The following is a 14354-nucleotide window of genomic DNA, read 5'->3' as shown; positions in this document are numbered from 1 at the left end:
ATCCGTTATGCGGCAAGACCTGTACATGAGACTGCAGCGCTACTCGGCGTGGTGCGGGTTCATTCTGATGGCGGGCTTCATCGTCGCCTACGCCGTCGGCAACCTGCTCACGCCCATGGACCCGACGATGACCCCTGACGAGGTCGTCACGTTCCTGAAGGACAATCAGACAGGGATCCTCACCTGTGTGGCGATCATGGTGCTGACCGTCCCGTTCGAATACCCCTTCGTCGTGGTGACCAGCCTGCAGCTCAAGAGGATCGAAGGCGGCTGGGGCCTGCTGTCCATGACGCAGGTCCTCACCGGCGTCGTCGCCCCGATCGGGTTCTTCTTCCCGCTGGCCATCCTCTCGGCCGCCGCATACCGGCCGGAGGTCCATTCCGCCGACGTCCTGTCCGCGATGACCGACACGTTCAATCTCATGCTGGTGGGCAACGCCTGCATCTTCGTCCTGCAGGTCTGGTCGATCGGGTACGGAGCATTCATCGACCGCCGCGACAAGCCGGTCTTCCCCCGCTGGTTCGGCTGGCTGAACCTCGTGCTCGGGGTGTTCCTCATCCCGGGAGCCTTCGTCTTCATCACCAAGACCGGGCCGTTCGCGTGGAACGGACTGCTCGCGAACGTGATTCCCACCTTGGTGTACTTCGTCTGGAAGATCGCCACGCCGATCGTGCTGTTGCGCGCGATCAAGCACGAGGAGGCGGAGCTCGCGGAGGGGAAGGGGCGGTCGGAGGCCCAACTGGCGACCTCGTGACGGTTTTGCCCACCGGTTTCACCGAGGCGTTGGGGCCCGGCGTCGTCGACGCCGGGTCACTGCGCCTTTCTCAACAGCATCGCCCCGGACGGCACTCCGCCGCCCGAGGTGACCACGGCCGCCCGGGCGCCCTCGACCTGCCGTCCGTGGGCCTCGCCGCGCAACTGCAGCATCGCCTCGCGGACGAACCCGTACCCGTGCAACCGGCCCGCCGACAGCTGCCCGCCGTGCGGATTGAGCGGGAGTCTGCCGTCGAGCGCGATCGTCTTGCCGCCGTCGATGAAGCCGGTCGCCTCGCCCGGCCCGCAGAAGCCGAGGCCCTCCATCCAGGACAGCGCGTTGAACGTGAACCCGTCGTAGAGCAGGGCGACATCGACGTCGGCGGGGGTCAGGTCGGTGCGGGTCCACAGATGGGCCGAGGGGCCGAAGGACTGCGGGGTGTGGGTGAGGGTGTCCTGGTCCCAGCTGAGCCGTTCGAGGATCGCCGTGCCGACGGCCTCGACCAGGACCGGCGGCTTCGGGCGGTCGGCGGCGGTCTCCACCGCCGAGACGACGACGGCCACCGCGCCGTCGCACGGCACGTCGCAGTCGTACAGCCCGAACGGCGTGGTCACCATGCGGGCGTCGAAGTAGTCGTCGAGGGTGAGCGGTTCGCGGTAGAGCGCCTCCGGGTTGCGTGCCGCGCCCGCCCGCGCGGTGACGGCGATGGCGCCGAGGGCCTCCCGGCCGACACCGTAACGATGCATGTAGTGCGAGGCGTTGCAGGCGATCCACTGCGCGGCCGACACGGCCCCGAACGGGGTGCGCCACTCGAACATCCCGGTGGCCCGGCCGCCCGCGGGCGGCCACTCACCGGAGCGGACCAGAGCGGCGTGCGAGGACTCCCAGACCGTACGGAAGCACAGCACATGCCGGCACAGCCCCGAGGCGACCGCGAGCATGGCGGCGGTGATGGAGCCGATCTGCCCGGGCACCTCGCTACCGCCGTTGACCCACGCGGGGCGCAGCTGCAACGCCTCGGACAGCGCGGTGATCCCGCCCTCGCTCAGACCGGTCGGGGTCACCGCCGGATACGTGGACAGCCCGTCGATCTCGTCGAGTTCGAGCCCCGCGTCCGCCACCGCGGCCAGGCACGCGTCGACGGTCAGCGAGACGGGGTCGGCCATGAGCCGCCGGCCCACCCGGGACTGCCCGACGCCGGTCAGCGCGACCCTGTCCTCGTACTTCCGGGGGGAGGCCATGGGCCGCAGGGCCGAGCGGACCTCGCGGGGGGCCGGCAGCGGGCCGGGCCCCTCGGCGGCCTCGGTCTCCAAGTCGGGCTCGAACAGGGGGATGTGAAGGTCCTCGTGATGCTCGAAGCGCACCCGGATCCGCATCCCGACGCGTACCTCGTCCGGCGCGCACCCGACGATGTTGGTCGTCAGCCGCGCCCGGTCGTCCTCGGCGAGGGCGACCACGGCCACGACGTACGGCGGCGGGAAGCGGGGCAGCCAGGTCTGGTGGGTGACGCTGAACCCGACGACCACCGCCTTCCCGGAGGTCGGTTCGAGCGAGACCGCACGGCTACGGCAGGACGGGCACACCGGCAACGGCGGATGGAAGCGGCGCCCGCAGTCGCCGCACCGGGAGATCCGCAGCACGCCGTCGGCACCGGCCTTCCAGAACTCGGCGCTGGCGAGCGTGGGTTGGGGCAGGGGGCGGACCGGTGCGGGGACGGCCATGTCGTGCTCCTTCGCATCACTCAAGATATGGGTGACCTTAATGTGTAGAGGGTGTGGCCCGTGGCCCCGCAGAACGCCGCTCTTTCCCAGGAGGCGATTCAGAACAGTATACGTAATCCACCTGTCGATGTAGAGTCTGGATGCCAGCGCGCCTGCTGTGCGGCTGTGCACTGCGTGTGTTCGGGGCGATCACGACGAGGGAGCGCGACGATGCCGTTGCAGCCTTGGATGAAACTCCTGTCGACCGACGACCATCTGATCGAGCCCCCGCGGTTGTGGTCGGACCGGTTGCCGGCGAAGTACCGGGAGACAGGTCCGCGGATCGTGGAGCAACCGCGAGGAGAGGGCCAGGCCCCGGCCGAGGTGTGGGTCTACGAGGACCGGATCTACCCCTACATCGGCCTGAACGCGGTCGCGGGCAAGAAGCCCGAGGAGTTCGGCATGGAGCCGACCCGCTACGACGAGATGATCCCGGGGTGCTACGACCCCAAGGCCCGACTGCGGGACATGGACCTGGACGGGGTGTGGGGCGCCCTGTGCTTCCCGTCCTTCCCGGGGTTCTCCGGCCATGTCTTCCTGGACGGCAAGGACCGTGAGCTGGCACTGCTGTGTGTGCAGGCGTGGAACGACTTCGTCCTCGACGAGTGGTGCGCCACCGCGCCGGGGCGGCTCATCCCGCTGGTCATCATGCCGATGTGGGATGTGCAGCTCTGCGTCGAGGAGATCCACCGGACCGCGGCCAAGGGGGCGAAGGCGATCTCCTTCCCGGAGAACCCCGCCCCGCGCGGACTGCCCTCCTTCCACACCGACTACTGGGACCCCATGTTCTCGGCGGCCGAGGAGACCGACATGCCCGTGTGCCTGCACTTCGGCACCTCGGGCAAGCCGCCGAAAACGGCCGAGGAGGCCCCGTTCGCGGTGACGATCACCCTGTTCGGCTGCAACGCCATGTTCGCCACCGCCGACCTGCTGTTCTCCCCGGTGCTGCACAAGCACCCCAAGCTGAAGATCGGCCTGTCCGAGGGCGGGATCGGCTGGATTCCCTATCTGCTGGAGCGCGCCGACGGCACCTGGGAGCGGCACCGCTTCTACCAGAACGTCAACCAGAGCGTGCGGCCCTCGGAGCTGTTCCACAAGCACTTCCACGGCTGCTTCATCGACGACCGTTTCGGTGTGGAGGTACGGCACCACGTCGGCGTCGACAAGATCACCTGGGAGTGCGACTACCCGCACTCCGACTCGTACTGGCCCAAGAGCCGCGCCTACGCCGCGGAGGTTCTCGCCGACGTACCGGACGACGAGGTGCACAAGATCGTGGAGCTGAACACCCGCCGTCTCTACAACCTCCCGGCATGAGCAGGCTGCCGGAGTCCGAGCGGTCGGACTGGACGGACCTGGACCTGCTGACCCGCGAAGAGGCCTCCGGGCGGTTGCGGGCGGAGATCACCGAGACGGAGGCACGCCTCGCCGAACTCGGTGACGGCGACCGGGCGGAGCGGGAGCTCCTCGAACCGCGGCTGCGGGCCCTGCGCGAGGCAGTCGACGAACTGTCCGGGCCGAACGGAGGCTCACATGGGGCGAGTTGAGGGAAAGGTCGCGCTCATCACGGGAGCGGCCCGCGGCCAGGGCCGGTCGCACGCGGTGCGGCTGGCGGAAGAAGGAGCGGACGTCGTCATCACCGACGTCTGCCATGACATCAGCGACGAGCTGCGGTACACGCTCGCGACGAAGGAACAACTGGAGGAGACCGCGGAGTTGGTCCGGGCAACGGGCCGCCGGTGCGTCGCCGTGCAGGCCGACGTCCGTTCGGTCGCCGAGGTCCGGGCCGCCGTCGACGCGGCGACAACCGAATTCGGCCGGCTCGACGTGGTGGTGGCGAACGCCGGCATCATGACCATAGGGCGCGCCTGGGAACTGTCCGAAGAGGCCTGGGACGTCGTCGTGGACGTCAATCTCAAGGGCGCCTGGAACACGGCACGCGCCGTGATTCCCGGGATGATCGAGGCCGCCGCGGGCGGGTCGATCATCATCACCAGCTCGGCCGCCGGTATCCGGGGCCACGTGCCGTACGCCCACTACGTGGCCAGCAAGCACGGGGTGGTGGGCCTGATGAAGGCGCTCTCCAACGAGCTGGCACCGCACCGGATCCGGGTGAACACTGTCCATCCCACCGGGGTGAGCGACACGGGGATCACCGTCGGCGAGCCCATCGAGCAACTCGCCGCGCGCGAACCGCTCTTCGCCTTGGCCGCGATGAACCCCCTCGCGCCCTTCGTCGAGCCGCGGGACGTGTCGAACGCCGTCCTGTTCCTGGCCTCGGAGGAAGCGCGGTACGTCACGGGCCTGCAGTTCACGGTCGACGCGGGGTCGACGAACAAGCCGTAGCGACGGCATCCGACGGCATCTCGTGCGAAGGGGCGGAGATGAGCGCAGTCCACACGATCGGGTTCCTCGGCGCCGGGCAGATCGGCGAGCCGATGGCGGAACGCCTGCTGGCGGCCGGCCATCGGGTCCGCCTCCACGCCCGCCGGGCGGAGGTCCGGGACCGGCTCTCGGCCGCCGGCGCCGAACTCGTCGACCGGGCAAGGGACGTCGCCGCCTGTGACGCCGTCGTCAGCTGCCTGTACAGCGACGACCAGATGCTCGACGTGCTGCCCGAGATCGTCGCGGCCATGGACGCCGGCACGGTGCTGCTGTCGCACACCACCGGGACTCCGGCGACGCTGGACCGCCTGGACGCGTTCGCGCCCGGCGGCAGGGCCGCGATCGTCGACGCGGCGTTCAGCGGAACGGCGGACGCCGTCCGCGCGGGCCGCCTCACCGTCTTCCTCGGCGGCGAGCCCGAACACCTCGTGACGGCACGTCAGGTGGTCGGCGCGTACGCCGACCCGGTCGTCACGACCGGCGCGCGCGGTTCGGCGCTGCGGGTGAAGTTGCTCAACAACCTGCTGTTCGCCGCGATCACCCAGGTGACCCTGCGCGGGCTGGCGGCCGGCAGCGCGATGGGCGTCGCGGAGAACACCCTGCTGGAGGCCCTCGCGGTCAGCAGCGGGGGAAGCACCGCCGGGCGGTACATCGCCGCCCGAGGCGGAGTCGAGCGCTACGTCGCCGCCGTCGCGCCCTTCCTCCGCAAGGACCTGGCGGCCTGCGGGGCCGCCGCGGCCGAGGCGGGCGTGGACCTCTCGGAGCTGCTGGCCGCGGCGCAGGACGGGCCGATGAACCTCGGCGAGGTCACCGCCCTCGAGAACGGAGTGGTTCGATGAAGATCACGATTGACACGCAACTGTGCTCCGGGCACGCGCGCTGCGCGGCCACCGCCCCGGAGCTGTTCGAACTGGACGACAGCGGTTACGCCGTGCCCCTCGACGGGGAGGTCCCGGCGGGGCGCGAGAAGGAAGCCCGCGAGGGCGCATGGGCCTGCCCGGAGCGAGCCATCACCGTCGAGTGACGTCCGGCCGTCTTTTCAAGGAAGCAGACAAGGAGGCCGGTGGGATGCACCGACCGATGGAGGGCGTACGGGTCCTGGAAGTCGCGCAGTTCACCTTCGTGCCCGCGGCGGGCGCGGTGCTCGCGGACTGGGGTGCCCAGGTCATCAAGATCGAGCACGCCGAGCGGGGCGACGGCCAGCGCGGTCTGACGCGGGTGCTCGGGCTGCCGGTGGCGAGTGAGGACTCGTCGTTCTTCCCGATCATGGAGGGGCCGAACCGTGGCAAGCGCAGCATCGGGCTGTCCCTGGAGAAGCCGTCCACGCGGCGGGTCTTCGAGGATCTGGTCCGGTCGAGCGACGTGTTCCTCACGAACTTCCTGCCCGGGGCGCGGGCCAAGCTGAAGATCGACCTCGAGGATGTCAGGGCCATCAACCCGGACATCATCTACGTACGGGGAAGCGGCTTCGGCGTCCGGGGCGCGGAGAGCAACAAGGGCGGCTACGACAGCACCGCGTTCTGGTCCCGCGGCGGCAGCGCGGCGGGCGTGACCCCGCCCGGAGCCGACCGGATGACGCGAATGCCGTCCGGTGCCTACGGCGACTCGATGGGCGGCATGACCATCGCGGGCGGAATCGCCGCGGCGCTCTACGCACGCCAGGTCACGGGTGAGCCGTCGGTGGTCGACGTGTCGCTGCTCGGTGTGGGCGCGTGGGCCACCCAGTACTCGGTCAACCAGGCGCTGATGGTGGGGGGACCGGTGCCGCCGCGGGAGTACCCCAAGCACGGTTCGGCGACCAATCCGCTGGTCGGCGCCTACCGGACGTCCGACGGCCGGTGGCTGGAGTTCTCGATGCTCCAACCGGGCCGCTACTGGCCGGAGTTCTGCCGTCTCGCCGGCCGGGAGGACCTCGCGACCGACGAACGCTTCGACACCGTCGAGAAGATCACGGCGAACGCCGGTGAGGCCGCCGGGATCGTCGCCGAGATCATCGGCGGGCGGACCTTCGCCGAGTGGACCGAGGTGCTGTCCCGGGGCGAGGGCCAGTGGGCCGCCGTACAGAACGCGTGGGAGGTGGGGCAGGACGAGTCGCTGAGGGCCAACGGCCTGATCGCGCCGATCGAGGACGCGGACGGACGACAGCGCGAACTGGTCGCCAACCCCGTCCAGTTCGACGAGACACCGGTCTCCCTCACCCGCGCGCCCCAGTTCGCCGAGCACACCGACGAGGTCCTGCGCGAACTCGGTCTCTCCGACGAGGAACTCATCCAGCTGAAGATCGACGGCGCGGCGACCTGATCCGTCGCCCCGCCCCCTGCCCGGTGCTCCGCGCACCGCTCTGCGCCGCCCCACCTGGCCCTCCACAGCCAGTCGGCGTCCGTTTGTTCCTCTCTTCTCTTCGACACTTCGGGATACAGACATGGACGAGTCGGTCAGGCGTGTCATCTCCTCACCTCGAATCAAGCTGTCCGTAGCGCTGGTCGCCGGCGCGGGACTGCTGCTTGGCGGATGCGGAAAGAGTGGCGGCTCCGACGCCACGGAAAGCAAGGAGGTACCGGCCGCGCTGACAAGCGCCTTCCCGGGCACGAAGGCCGCCGGCACACCGGTGAAGGTCGGCCTCATCACGAACGAGGGCGGCGCCGGCATCAGCCAGCCGGAGACCCGGGAGGCCGCCGAGGCAGCCAGGAAGTACGTCAACGACAACCTCGGCGGCATCGCGGGCAGACCCGTCCAGTTCGTGGTCTGCAAGACGAAGGAGGAGCCGGCCACGGCACGGGACTGCGCGAACCGGATGGTCGAGCAGAAGGTCGCCGCGGTCGTCCTCACCAGCAGCGGTCTGGGCGGTTCCATGGTGCCGATCGTGACCCAGGCCGGCATCCCCTGGGCGACCGCCATCGCCACCAGCAGCGCCGAGGGCACCAGCACCGACTCCTTCTCCTGGACTGGCGGTTTCCCGGCGACGCTCACGTCGATGGCCGAGTTCGCCAAGGAGAAGGGCTACAAGAAGGTCGCAGCGTTCGTCATCGACGTACCGTCGGCGGTCGGCGGAGCCGAGACGATCGGCAAGCCGGTCTTCGCCAGGGCCGGCGTCGACCTGCAGATCGTGAAGATCGCGCCGGGCACCCCGGACGCCTCGCCCCAGGTGAGCGCCGCGCTGCGCAGCAAGCCCGACGCCATCAGCATCGTGGGGGAGTCGACCGTGTGCACGTCCGTGCTCCAGGCGATGACCTCGCTCGGCGGCAGCACCGAACGGATGGTCCTCCAGCCCTGCATGGCCCCCGAGGTGGTCGACGCCGTGGGCGCGGGCATGGAGGGGGCCCAGGTGTTCAGCAGCTTCGACGCGGTCAGCGACGACCCCGAGGCCCAGCTGTACCGGCAGGTGATGAAGCAGTACAGCCCCGACACACCCGTCGAGGGCTACGCGGCGGTCGGATACCAGGGCGTCCTCGGCCTGGTGCGCGCACTGCACGACCTGAAGGGCGAGGTCACACCGGCGGCCGTCGCCAAGACGCTGAAGTCGGCCAAGAACGTCGTACTGCCCGCGGGCCACGGCACCACGTTCACCTGCGACTCCTCGGCCGTACCGGGGCTGAAGGCGGCGTGCTCGGCGAAGTCGGTCACCGGCACGCTGACCGGGGGCAAGCTCGAGGACGTGCACACCGTCGATCCCAGCGCGCTGTTCGCGAAGTAGCCGGAACACCGGGAAGGACGGTCGCGCCGATGAGCCAGTACGTCGTGTTCCTGCTGCTGGGACTGGGAAACGGTGCCGTGTTCGCCGCACTCGCGCTGGCACTGGTCCTCACCTACCGCAGTTCCGGCGTGGTCAACTTCGCCACCGGGGCGATCGCGCTCTACACCGCGTACACCTACGCGTTCCTGCGCCGGGGTGAGCTGATGGTGCCGATACCGGGCCTGCCGCACACGGTCGGGCTCGGCGAACCGCTCGGGCTGGTCCCGGCCGCGGTGCTCGCGCTGCTGCTCGCCGCCGTTCTCGGGGTGGTCCTGTACGGGCTGGTCTTCCGGCCGCTGCGGGCCGCGCCCCCGGTGGCGAAGGCCGTCGCCTCGATCGGCGTGATGCTGGTGATCCAGGCCGTGCTCGTGGCGCGCGTGGGCACCGCGCCCGTCTCGGTCGAGGCCATCCTGCCGAACGACCCGCTGGACTGGGGCGGGACGCGCATCCCCGGCGACCGGCTGTGGTTCGCCGCGGTCGTCGTCGCACTGACCCTGGTACTGGCCCTGGTGTTCCGCCTCACCCGGTTCGGGCTGGCGGCCCGGGCCGCGGCGGAGTCGGAGAAGGGCGCCCTGGTCAGCGGGCTGTCGCCGGAGCGGATCGCGACCGCGAACTGGGCGCTGAGCTCGGCCATCGCCGGCCTGTCCGGCATCCTGATCGCGCCGATCGTGCCCCTGGTGCCCATCTCCTACACCCTGTTCATCGTGCCGGCCCTCGCCGCGGCGCTCGTCGGCAACTTCACCGCGCTGCTCCCGGCCGTCGGCGCCGGACTCGTCATCGGGATGCTCCAGTCGGAACTGCAGTTCCTGCAGGGCACCTGGTCGTGGCTGCCGCAGAGCGGCCTGGCCCAACTGGTGCCGCTGGCCGTGATCCTGGCCTACCTCGTGGTCCGCGGACGGCCGCTGCCCACCCGGGGCATGCTGGTCCGCCAGACGCTCGGGCGCGCACCCCGGCCCGACCGCATCCTGGTCCCGGCCGCCTTGAGCGTGCTCCTGGGTGTCGTCCTTCTCTTCGCCACCCAGGGCAGCATCCGCGCCGCGGTCATCACCTCGCTGACGCTGGGGGTCATCTCCTTGTCGCTGGTGGTGGTCACCGGCTTCGCCGGGCAGATCTCCCTGGCCCAGCTCACCCTGGCCGGGGTCGGCGCCTTCAGCCTCAGCAGGCTGACCACGGAGTGGGGTGTCCCCTTCCCGGTCGCGCCACTGCTGGCGGCCGTGGTGGCGATGGTGATCGGCGTCGTGATCGGGTTGCCCGCCCTGCGTATCCGCGGGCTTCCGGCCGCGGTGGTGACGGTCGCGCTCGCGGTGGCCCTTGAGGCCTTCTGGTTCCGCAACACCGAGTTCAACGGCGGCCTGGACGGGGCGACCGTCTCCGCGCCGCACCTGTTCGGGATCGACCTGGGTATCGGCGCCGGCGCGGACTACCCGCGCATCCCGTTCGGACTGCTGTGCCTCGCGGTGCTGTTGCTGGTCGGGCTGGGCGTGGCGTGGCTGCGCCGCAGCCGGCTCGGGGCGGCGATGCTGGCCGTGCGGGCCAACGAGCGGTCGGCCGCCGCGGCCGGGATCGACGTGGCCCGCACGAAGATCATCGCTTTCGCGATCGGGGCTTTCGTCGCCGGGCTCGGGGGCGCTCTCATCGGGTACCAGCAGACCGTGGCCGACGCCGAGATGTTCACCGCGATCGGCGGACTCGGCCTGTTCGCCACCGCGTACCTGGCGGGCATCACCGCCCTGTCCGGTGGCGTCGTGGCCGGTGCGCTGGGGGCCGGCGGGCTGGTGTCCGTGGTGCTGGACCGGGCCCTGTCACTCGGGGACTGGTACGGCGTGATCATGGGCGTCGGCCTGGTGCTCACCGTGATCACGAACCCGGAGGGCATGGTGGGCCCCGCACACGAACTGACGGCGAAGCTGCGCCGCGGGCGCCGGACCGTGACCGCCGACCAGGACGCCGACGTGCCGACCGGTACCGCGGCGGAGATCCGCCCACCGGTTCCCGAACCGGGCGAGGTCGTGCTGTCGGTGCGCGACGTGGGCGTGCGCTACGGCGGTGTGGTGGCCGTCGACGCGGTCTCTTTCGACGTGCGCGCGGGCGAGATCGTCGGAGTCATCGGGCCGAACGGCGCCGGCAAGACCACGCTGCTCGACGCGATCAGCGGGTACCACCGCAGCACCGGAACGGTCGAGTTCGACGGGCGGTCGATCTCCTTGCTGAAGCCGCACCGGCGCAGCAGGGCGGGCCTCGGCCGCACCTTCCAGGGCATCGAGCTCTACGAGGATCTCAGCGTGGAGGAGAACATGCTGGTCGGCGAGACCGCGGCCCGGCACGGCGGCGACCACGTCGGCCCTCCGCGGGAGCAGTGGTTCGAGGCGCTGCACCTGAGTCGCTTCCGCGACCGGCCGGCGCGTGAACTCTCCCAAGGCAGACGGCAGTTGGTGTCGGTCGCCCGGGCCCTGGCCGGCCGACCCCGGATGCTTCTGCTGGACGAGCCCGCGGCCGGGCTGGACAGCTCGGAGAGCCGCTGGCTGGGCGACCGCCTGCGCGCCGTCCGGGCCGCCGGAGTGACGGTCCTGCTCATCGACCACGACATGGGCCTGGTGCTCGACGTGTGCGACCGGATCGTCGTACTGGACCTCGGGCAGGTGATCGCGGAGGGGACCCCCGCCGAGATCAAGGCCGATCCACGGGTCGCCGCCGCGTACCTCGGTACGCCCGAAGGGACGCCCGAAGTGCGCAAGGAGGGTGTGCAGTGACCGTGTTGGCCTGTGAAGGAGTGGACGCCGGCTACACCAGGGGACGGCCGGTGGTGCGCGCGTTCGACCTGGAACTGCTTCCGGGCGAGGTCGTCGCCCTGCTGGGGCCCAACGGAGCCGGGAAGACCACCCTGTTGCTGACCCTGGCGGGCCTGCTGCCGTGGCTGAAGGGGTCGGTGACTCTCGACGGTCACCAGGTCCGTGGCGGACGGGCCCGGGTGGCGGCCCGGCGGGGGCTGGTCCTCGTACCCGACGACCGGTCCCTGTTCACCCAGCTCACCGTGCGGGACAACCTGGCCCTCGCCAGGCGGCGGCACGGCAGCACCGTGGACCAGGTGCTCGACTACTTCCCGGCGTTGGGCAAGCGTCTGAAGGTCGCGGCCGGGATGCTCTCCGGCGGGGAACAGCAGATGCTGGCCCTGGGCAGAGCCCTGATCCAGGATCCGCGGGTGCTGCTCGTGGACGAGCTCAGCCTGGGGCTGGCGCCGGTGATCGTCGAGGAGCTGCTTCCGGTCGTCCGGCGGATCGCCGACGGCACCGGTACGGCGGTCGTGCTGGTCGAGCAGCATGTCCGGCTGGCCCTGGAGGTGGCGGACCGGGCGGTGGTCCTGGTGCACGGCGACACGGTGCTGAACGGGTCCGCCGCGCGGCTCGCGGCGGACCCCGGGTTGCTGGAACGGGCCTATCTGGGTGAGCAGTTGGCTGAGCCGCCGGCCTGAGAGGAAAGTCGGGAAGTCGGCAGCCTCCGGCCGGAGCGGGTGAGTTGGCCGTGCCTCCGGCCGGAGGAAGACCGTTGGCAGAGCCGCAGGCCTGAGGGGCAGTCGGCAGCCGCCGGCCTGGTGGGGGCCGACGGCTCCGATCGGCCTGTCAGTAAAGGCCGCCGTCCACCCGGATCAGCGCCCCCGTCGTGTAACTCGACGCGTCGCTCGCGAGGTAGAGCGCGGTGCTGACGATCTCCTCCGGCCTGCCGGGCCGGCCGAGCGCGCTGCGGGTGCTCTGCCGTTTCTCCTTGGGCCAGGCCTTGGAGATGTCGGTGAGGAAGGGACCGGCCGAGATGGTGTTGACCCGCACCTTCGGGCCGTACTCCAGGGCGAAGACGGTGGTCAGCGCGTTGAGCGCGGCCTTGGCGCCCGCGTACGGCCCGAATCTGGGCTGGGGCATCAGCGCGCCCGAGGAGGAGACGTTGATGATCGAGCCGCCGTCGCCCTCGGCCATCCGCGCGCCGATCAACGAGGCGAGCCGGAACGGCCCCTTGAAGTTGACCCCGACGACCTTGTCGAAGAGTTCCTCGCCGGTCTCGGCCGACGAAGGCGCCACCGGGGACATTCCGGCGTTGTTGACCAGGACGTCCACCGTGCCGAACTCGTCGTAGGCGGCATCGGCGAGCCGGCCCAGGTCCTCCCAGTGCCCCACGTGCGCCGCGACCGGCAGGGCGCGCCGGCCCAGGTCGCGGACCTCCTTGGCGGCCGCCTCGCACGCGTCGGGCTTGCGGCTGGCGATCACGACATCGGCGCCCGCGGTGGCGAAGGCCCGCACCATCTCCAGGCCCAGGCCCCGGCTGCCTCCGGTGACCAGCGCGACCTTGCCGGACAGGTCGAACAGGTTGGACGCGGCGAACTTCACGGGTTCGCTCGTCATGCGTTCACCCGGCCCGAGAGGCCGTCGTCGTTGATGATGTGCGCGTACCGCTTGCGGACGGCGTCGAGCTTCGGCGGGATGTGCTCGCTGGGGAACAGCCCCTCGGCCGGGCGGTAGTTCTTCAGGAGCTGTTTGGCCACCGTGGTGCGGTGCACCTCGGTCGGGCCGTCGGCGAGGGCGAGGTTCGGCACGGACATCCACCACTGCGCGAGCGGCAGTTCGCCGGTGGTGCCGAGCGAACCGTGCAGATGCAGGGCCCGCTGGATGACGTCGTGCAGCACCCTGGCCATCGCGACCTTGCACATCGCGATCTGGGTGCGGGCGGCGCCGTGCGGCTGGGTGTCGATGATCCACGCCGTGTTGAGCACGAGCAGCCGGAACTGCTGCAGCTCGATCCAGGAGTCCGCGATGAACTGCTGCACGGCCTGCTTCTCGGCGAGAAGGGTGCCCTGAGTGCGGCGGGACATCGCGCGTTCGCACATCATGTCGAAGGCACGCGTGCACTTGCCGACCGTGCGCATGGCGTGATGCACCCGGCCGCCGCCGAGGCGGGCCTGGGCGACCTTGAAGCCCTCGCCGGGGCCGCCGAGCATGGCATCGAGCGGCACCCGGACCTGGTGGTAGCGGATGTAGGCGTGAATGCCCTCGTCGAGGGAGTCACGTTCGTCCATCGTGCCGACGTTGCGCTTGATCTCGATGCCGGGTGTCTCGGACGGCACGACGAACATCGACATCCGGGCGTGCGGCGGCGCGTCCGGATCGGTGACGGCCATGACGATGAGGAACGACGCGAAGCGGGCGTTGGAGGAGAACCACTTCTCCCCGTCGATCACCCACTCGTCCCCGTCCCGCCATGCCCGGCACGCGAACTCCTTCGGGTCGGCACCGGCCTGAGGCTCCGTCATCGAGAAGGTGGAGACGATGTCGCCGTTCAGCAGCGGCTCCAGATAACGGTCCTTCTGCTCCTGCGTACCGAACATCGCCAGGATCTCCGCGTTCCCCGTGTCGGGGGCGGCGGTGCCGAAGACGGTGGGTGCCCAGTAGGAGCGGCCGAGGATCTCGTTGAGGTGGGCGAGCTTGACCTGGCCGTAGCCCGGTCCGCCCAGCTCCGGCCCGAGATGGCAGGCCCACAGACCCTGCGCCCTGACCTGTTCGCGCAACGGCCCGAGGATCGCGCGGGCCTTCTCGTTGCCCGTGTCGTACGGATCGCCGCCGTGCGGGAACAGCAGGTCCAGCGGCTCGACCTCCTCCCGTACGAAGGCCGCGGCCCAGTCCAGTTTGGCCTGGAACTCCGGTTCGATCGAGAAATCCAGCATCGCTCCTCCGAAGGGGGA

13 protein-coding genes are annotated in these 14354 nt (G+C 70.5%); 10 read left to right on the top strand and 3 right to left on the bottom strand.

Annotation, left to right across the window (positions count from 1 at the left end; translation table 11 throughout):
• Positions 1–7: 7 nt before the first annotated feature.
• Positions 8–754: a hypothetical protein gene (locus ADK57_RS35175; protein WP_053753728.1), complete on the top strand. Its 747-nt coding sequence runs from the start codon at positions 8–10 to the stop codon at positions 752–754.
• 56 nt (positions 755–810) lie between these two features.
• On the opposite strand, the gene ADK57_RS35170 is transcribed toward ADK57_RS35175, so the two are convergent.
• Positions 811–2475: a thiolase C-terminal domain-containing protein gene (locus ADK57_RS35170; protein ID WP_053753727.1), complete on the bottom strand. Its 1665-nt coding sequence runs from the start codon at positions 2473–2475 to the stop codon at positions 811–813.
• 210 nt (positions 2476–2685) lie between these two features.
• On the opposite strand from ADK57_RS35170, the gene ADK57_RS35165 reads away from it, so the two are divergent.
• The 9 genes from ADK57_RS35165 to ADK57_RS35125 all read left to right on the top strand — a co-directional run bounded on the left by ADK57_RS35165 (position 2686) and on the right by ADK57_RS35125 (position 12101).
• Positions 2686–3831: an amidohydrolase family protein gene (locus ADK57_RS35165; RefSeq protein WP_107091718.1), complete on the top strand. Its 1146-nt coding sequence runs from the start codon at positions 2686–2688 to the stop codon at positions 3829–3831.
• Positions 3828–4061 (top strand): hypothetical protein, encoded by a 234-nt coding sequence (locus tag ADK57_RS35160; RefSeq protein ID WP_053753725.1) that lies wholly within the window; start codon positions 3828–3830, stop codon positions 4059–4061. The genes ADK57_RS35165 and ADK57_RS35160 overlap by 4 nt, the downstream gene beginning before the upstream one ends.
• The gene (locus ADK57_RS35155) at positions 4048–4860 is read left to right on the top strand and encodes a mycofactocin-coupled SDR family oxidoreductase (RefSeq protein WP_053753724.1); all 813 of its coding nucleotides are present in this window, start codon (positions 4048–4050) and stop codon (positions 4858–4860) included. Before ADK57_RS35160 ends, ADK57_RS35155 begins: the two co-directional genes overlap by 14 nt.
• A gap of 38 nt (positions 4861–4898) precedes the next feature.
• Positions 4899–5738, top strand: a complete 840-nt coding sequence (locus ADK57_RS35150) for an NAD(P)-dependent oxidoreductase (protein WP_053753723.1) — start codon at positions 4899–4901, stop codon at positions 5736–5738.
• Positions 5735–5923 (top strand): ferredoxin, encoded by a 189-nt coding sequence (locus ADK57_RS35145; protein WP_053753722.1) that lies wholly within the window; start codon positions 5735–5737, stop codon positions 5921–5923. The genes ADK57_RS35150 and ADK57_RS35145 overlap by 4 nt, the downstream gene beginning before the upstream one ends.
• Before the next feature lie 44 nt (positions 5924–5967).
• Complete coding sequence (locus ADK57_RS35140) at positions 5968–7200, top strand: CaiB/BaiF CoA transferase family protein (protein ID WP_053753721.1); 1233 nt, start codon at positions 5968–5970, stop codon at positions 7198–7200.
• Positions 7201–7321: 121 nt separating this feature from the next.
• Positions 7322–8593, top strand: coding sequence for an ABC transporter substrate-binding protein (locus ADK57_RS35135; RefSeq protein WP_078973521.1), 1272 nt, complete (start codon positions 7322–7324; stop codon positions 8591–8593).
• A gap of 29 nt (positions 8594–8622) precedes the next feature.
• Positions 8623–11382, top strand: coding sequence for a branched-chain amino acid ABC transporter permease/ATP-binding protein (locus tag ADK57_RS35130; protein WP_053753720.1), 2760 nt, complete (start codon positions 8623–8625; stop codon positions 11380–11382).
• Positions 11379–12101 (top strand): ABC transporter ATP-binding protein, encoded by a 723-nt coding sequence (locus tag ADK57_RS35125; protein ID WP_053753719.1) that lies wholly within the window; start codon positions 11379–11381, stop codon positions 12099–12101. The genes ADK57_RS35130 and ADK57_RS35125 overlap by 4 nt, the downstream gene beginning before the upstream one ends.
• A gap of 148 nt (positions 12102–12249) precedes the next feature.
• Here the strand turns inward: ADK57_RS35125 and ADK57_RS35120 are convergent, their stop codons facing one another.
• Together ADK57_RS35120 and ADK57_RS35115 are read right to left on the bottom strand one after the other, a co-directional pair.
• A complete protein-coding gene (locus ADK57_RS35120; protein ID WP_053753718.1) occupies positions 12250–13020 on the bottom strand; it encodes an SDR family NAD(P)-dependent oxidoreductase in 771 nt (256 codons plus the stop codon).
• On the bottom strand, positions 13017–14336 hold the full coding sequence (locus ADK57_RS35115; protein WP_053753717.1) for an acyl-CoA dehydrogenase family protein: 1320 nt from the start codon (positions 14334–14336) through the stop codon (positions 13017–13019). The genes ADK57_RS35120 and ADK57_RS35115 overlap by 4 nt, the downstream gene beginning before the upstream one ends.
• Between the last annotated feature and the right edge of the window lie 18 nt (positions 14337–14354).

It is taken from the genome of Streptomyces sp. MMG1533 (assembly GCF_001279775.1).
Taxonomy (GTDB): domain Bacteria; phylum Actinomycetota; class Actinomycetes; order Streptomycetales; family Streptomycetaceae; genus Streptomyces.
This window is presented reverse-complemented; position numbering and strand designations above follow the sequence as displayed.

What these genes read in the sequence shown, in the direction of transcription:
- ADK57_RS35175 (WP_053753728.1), top strand. Translation starts at nt 8, where the DNA reads ATGCGGCAAGACCTGTACATGAGACTGCAGCGCTACTCGGCGTGGTGC.
- ADK57_RS35170 (WP_053753727.1), bottom strand. Translation starts at nt 2,475, where the DNA reads ATGGCCGTCCCCGCACCGGTCCGCCCCCTGCCCCAACCCACGCTCGCC.
- ADK57_RS35165 (WP_107091718.1), top strand. Translation starts at nt 2,686, where the DNA reads ATGCCGTTGCAGCCTTGGATGAAACTCCTGTCGACCGACGACCATCTG.
- ADK57_RS35160 (WP_053753725.1), top strand. Translation starts at nt 3,828, where the DNA reads ATGAGCAGGCTGCCGGAGTCCGAGCGGTCGGACTGGACGGACCTGGAC.
- ADK57_RS35155 (WP_053753724.1), top strand. Translation starts at nt 4,048, where the DNA reads ATGGGGCGAGTTGAGGGAAAGGTCGCGCTCATCACGGGAGCGGCCCGC.
- ADK57_RS35150 (WP_053753723.1), top strand. Translation starts at nt 4,899, where the DNA reads ATGAGCGCAGTCCACACGATCGGGTTCCTCGGCGCCGGGCAGATCGGC.
- ADK57_RS35145 (WP_053753722.1), top strand. Translation starts at nt 5,735, where the DNA reads ATGAAGATCACGATTGACACGCAACTGTGCTCCGGGCACGCGCGCTGC.
- ADK57_RS35140 (WP_053753721.1), top strand. Translation starts at nt 5,968, where the DNA reads ATGCACCGACCGATGGAGGGCGTACGGGTCCTGGAAGTCGCGCAGTTC.
- ADK57_RS35135 (WP_078973521.1), top strand. Translation starts at nt 7,322, where the DNA reads ATGGACGAGTCGGTCAGGCGTGTCATCTCCTCACCTCGAATCAAGCTG.
- ADK57_RS35130 (WP_053753720.1), top strand. Translation starts at nt 8,623, where the DNA reads ATGAGCCAGTACGTCGTGTTCCTGCTGCTGGGACTGGGAAACGGTGCC.
- ADK57_RS35120 (WP_053753718.1), bottom strand. Translation starts at nt 13,020, where the DNA reads ATGACGAGCGAACCCGTGAAGTTCGCCGCGTCCAACCTGTTCGACCTG.
- ADK57_RS35115 (WP_053753717.1), bottom strand. Translation starts at nt 14,336, where the DNA reads ATGCTGGATTTCTCGATCGAACCGGAGTTCCAGGCCAAACTGGACTGG.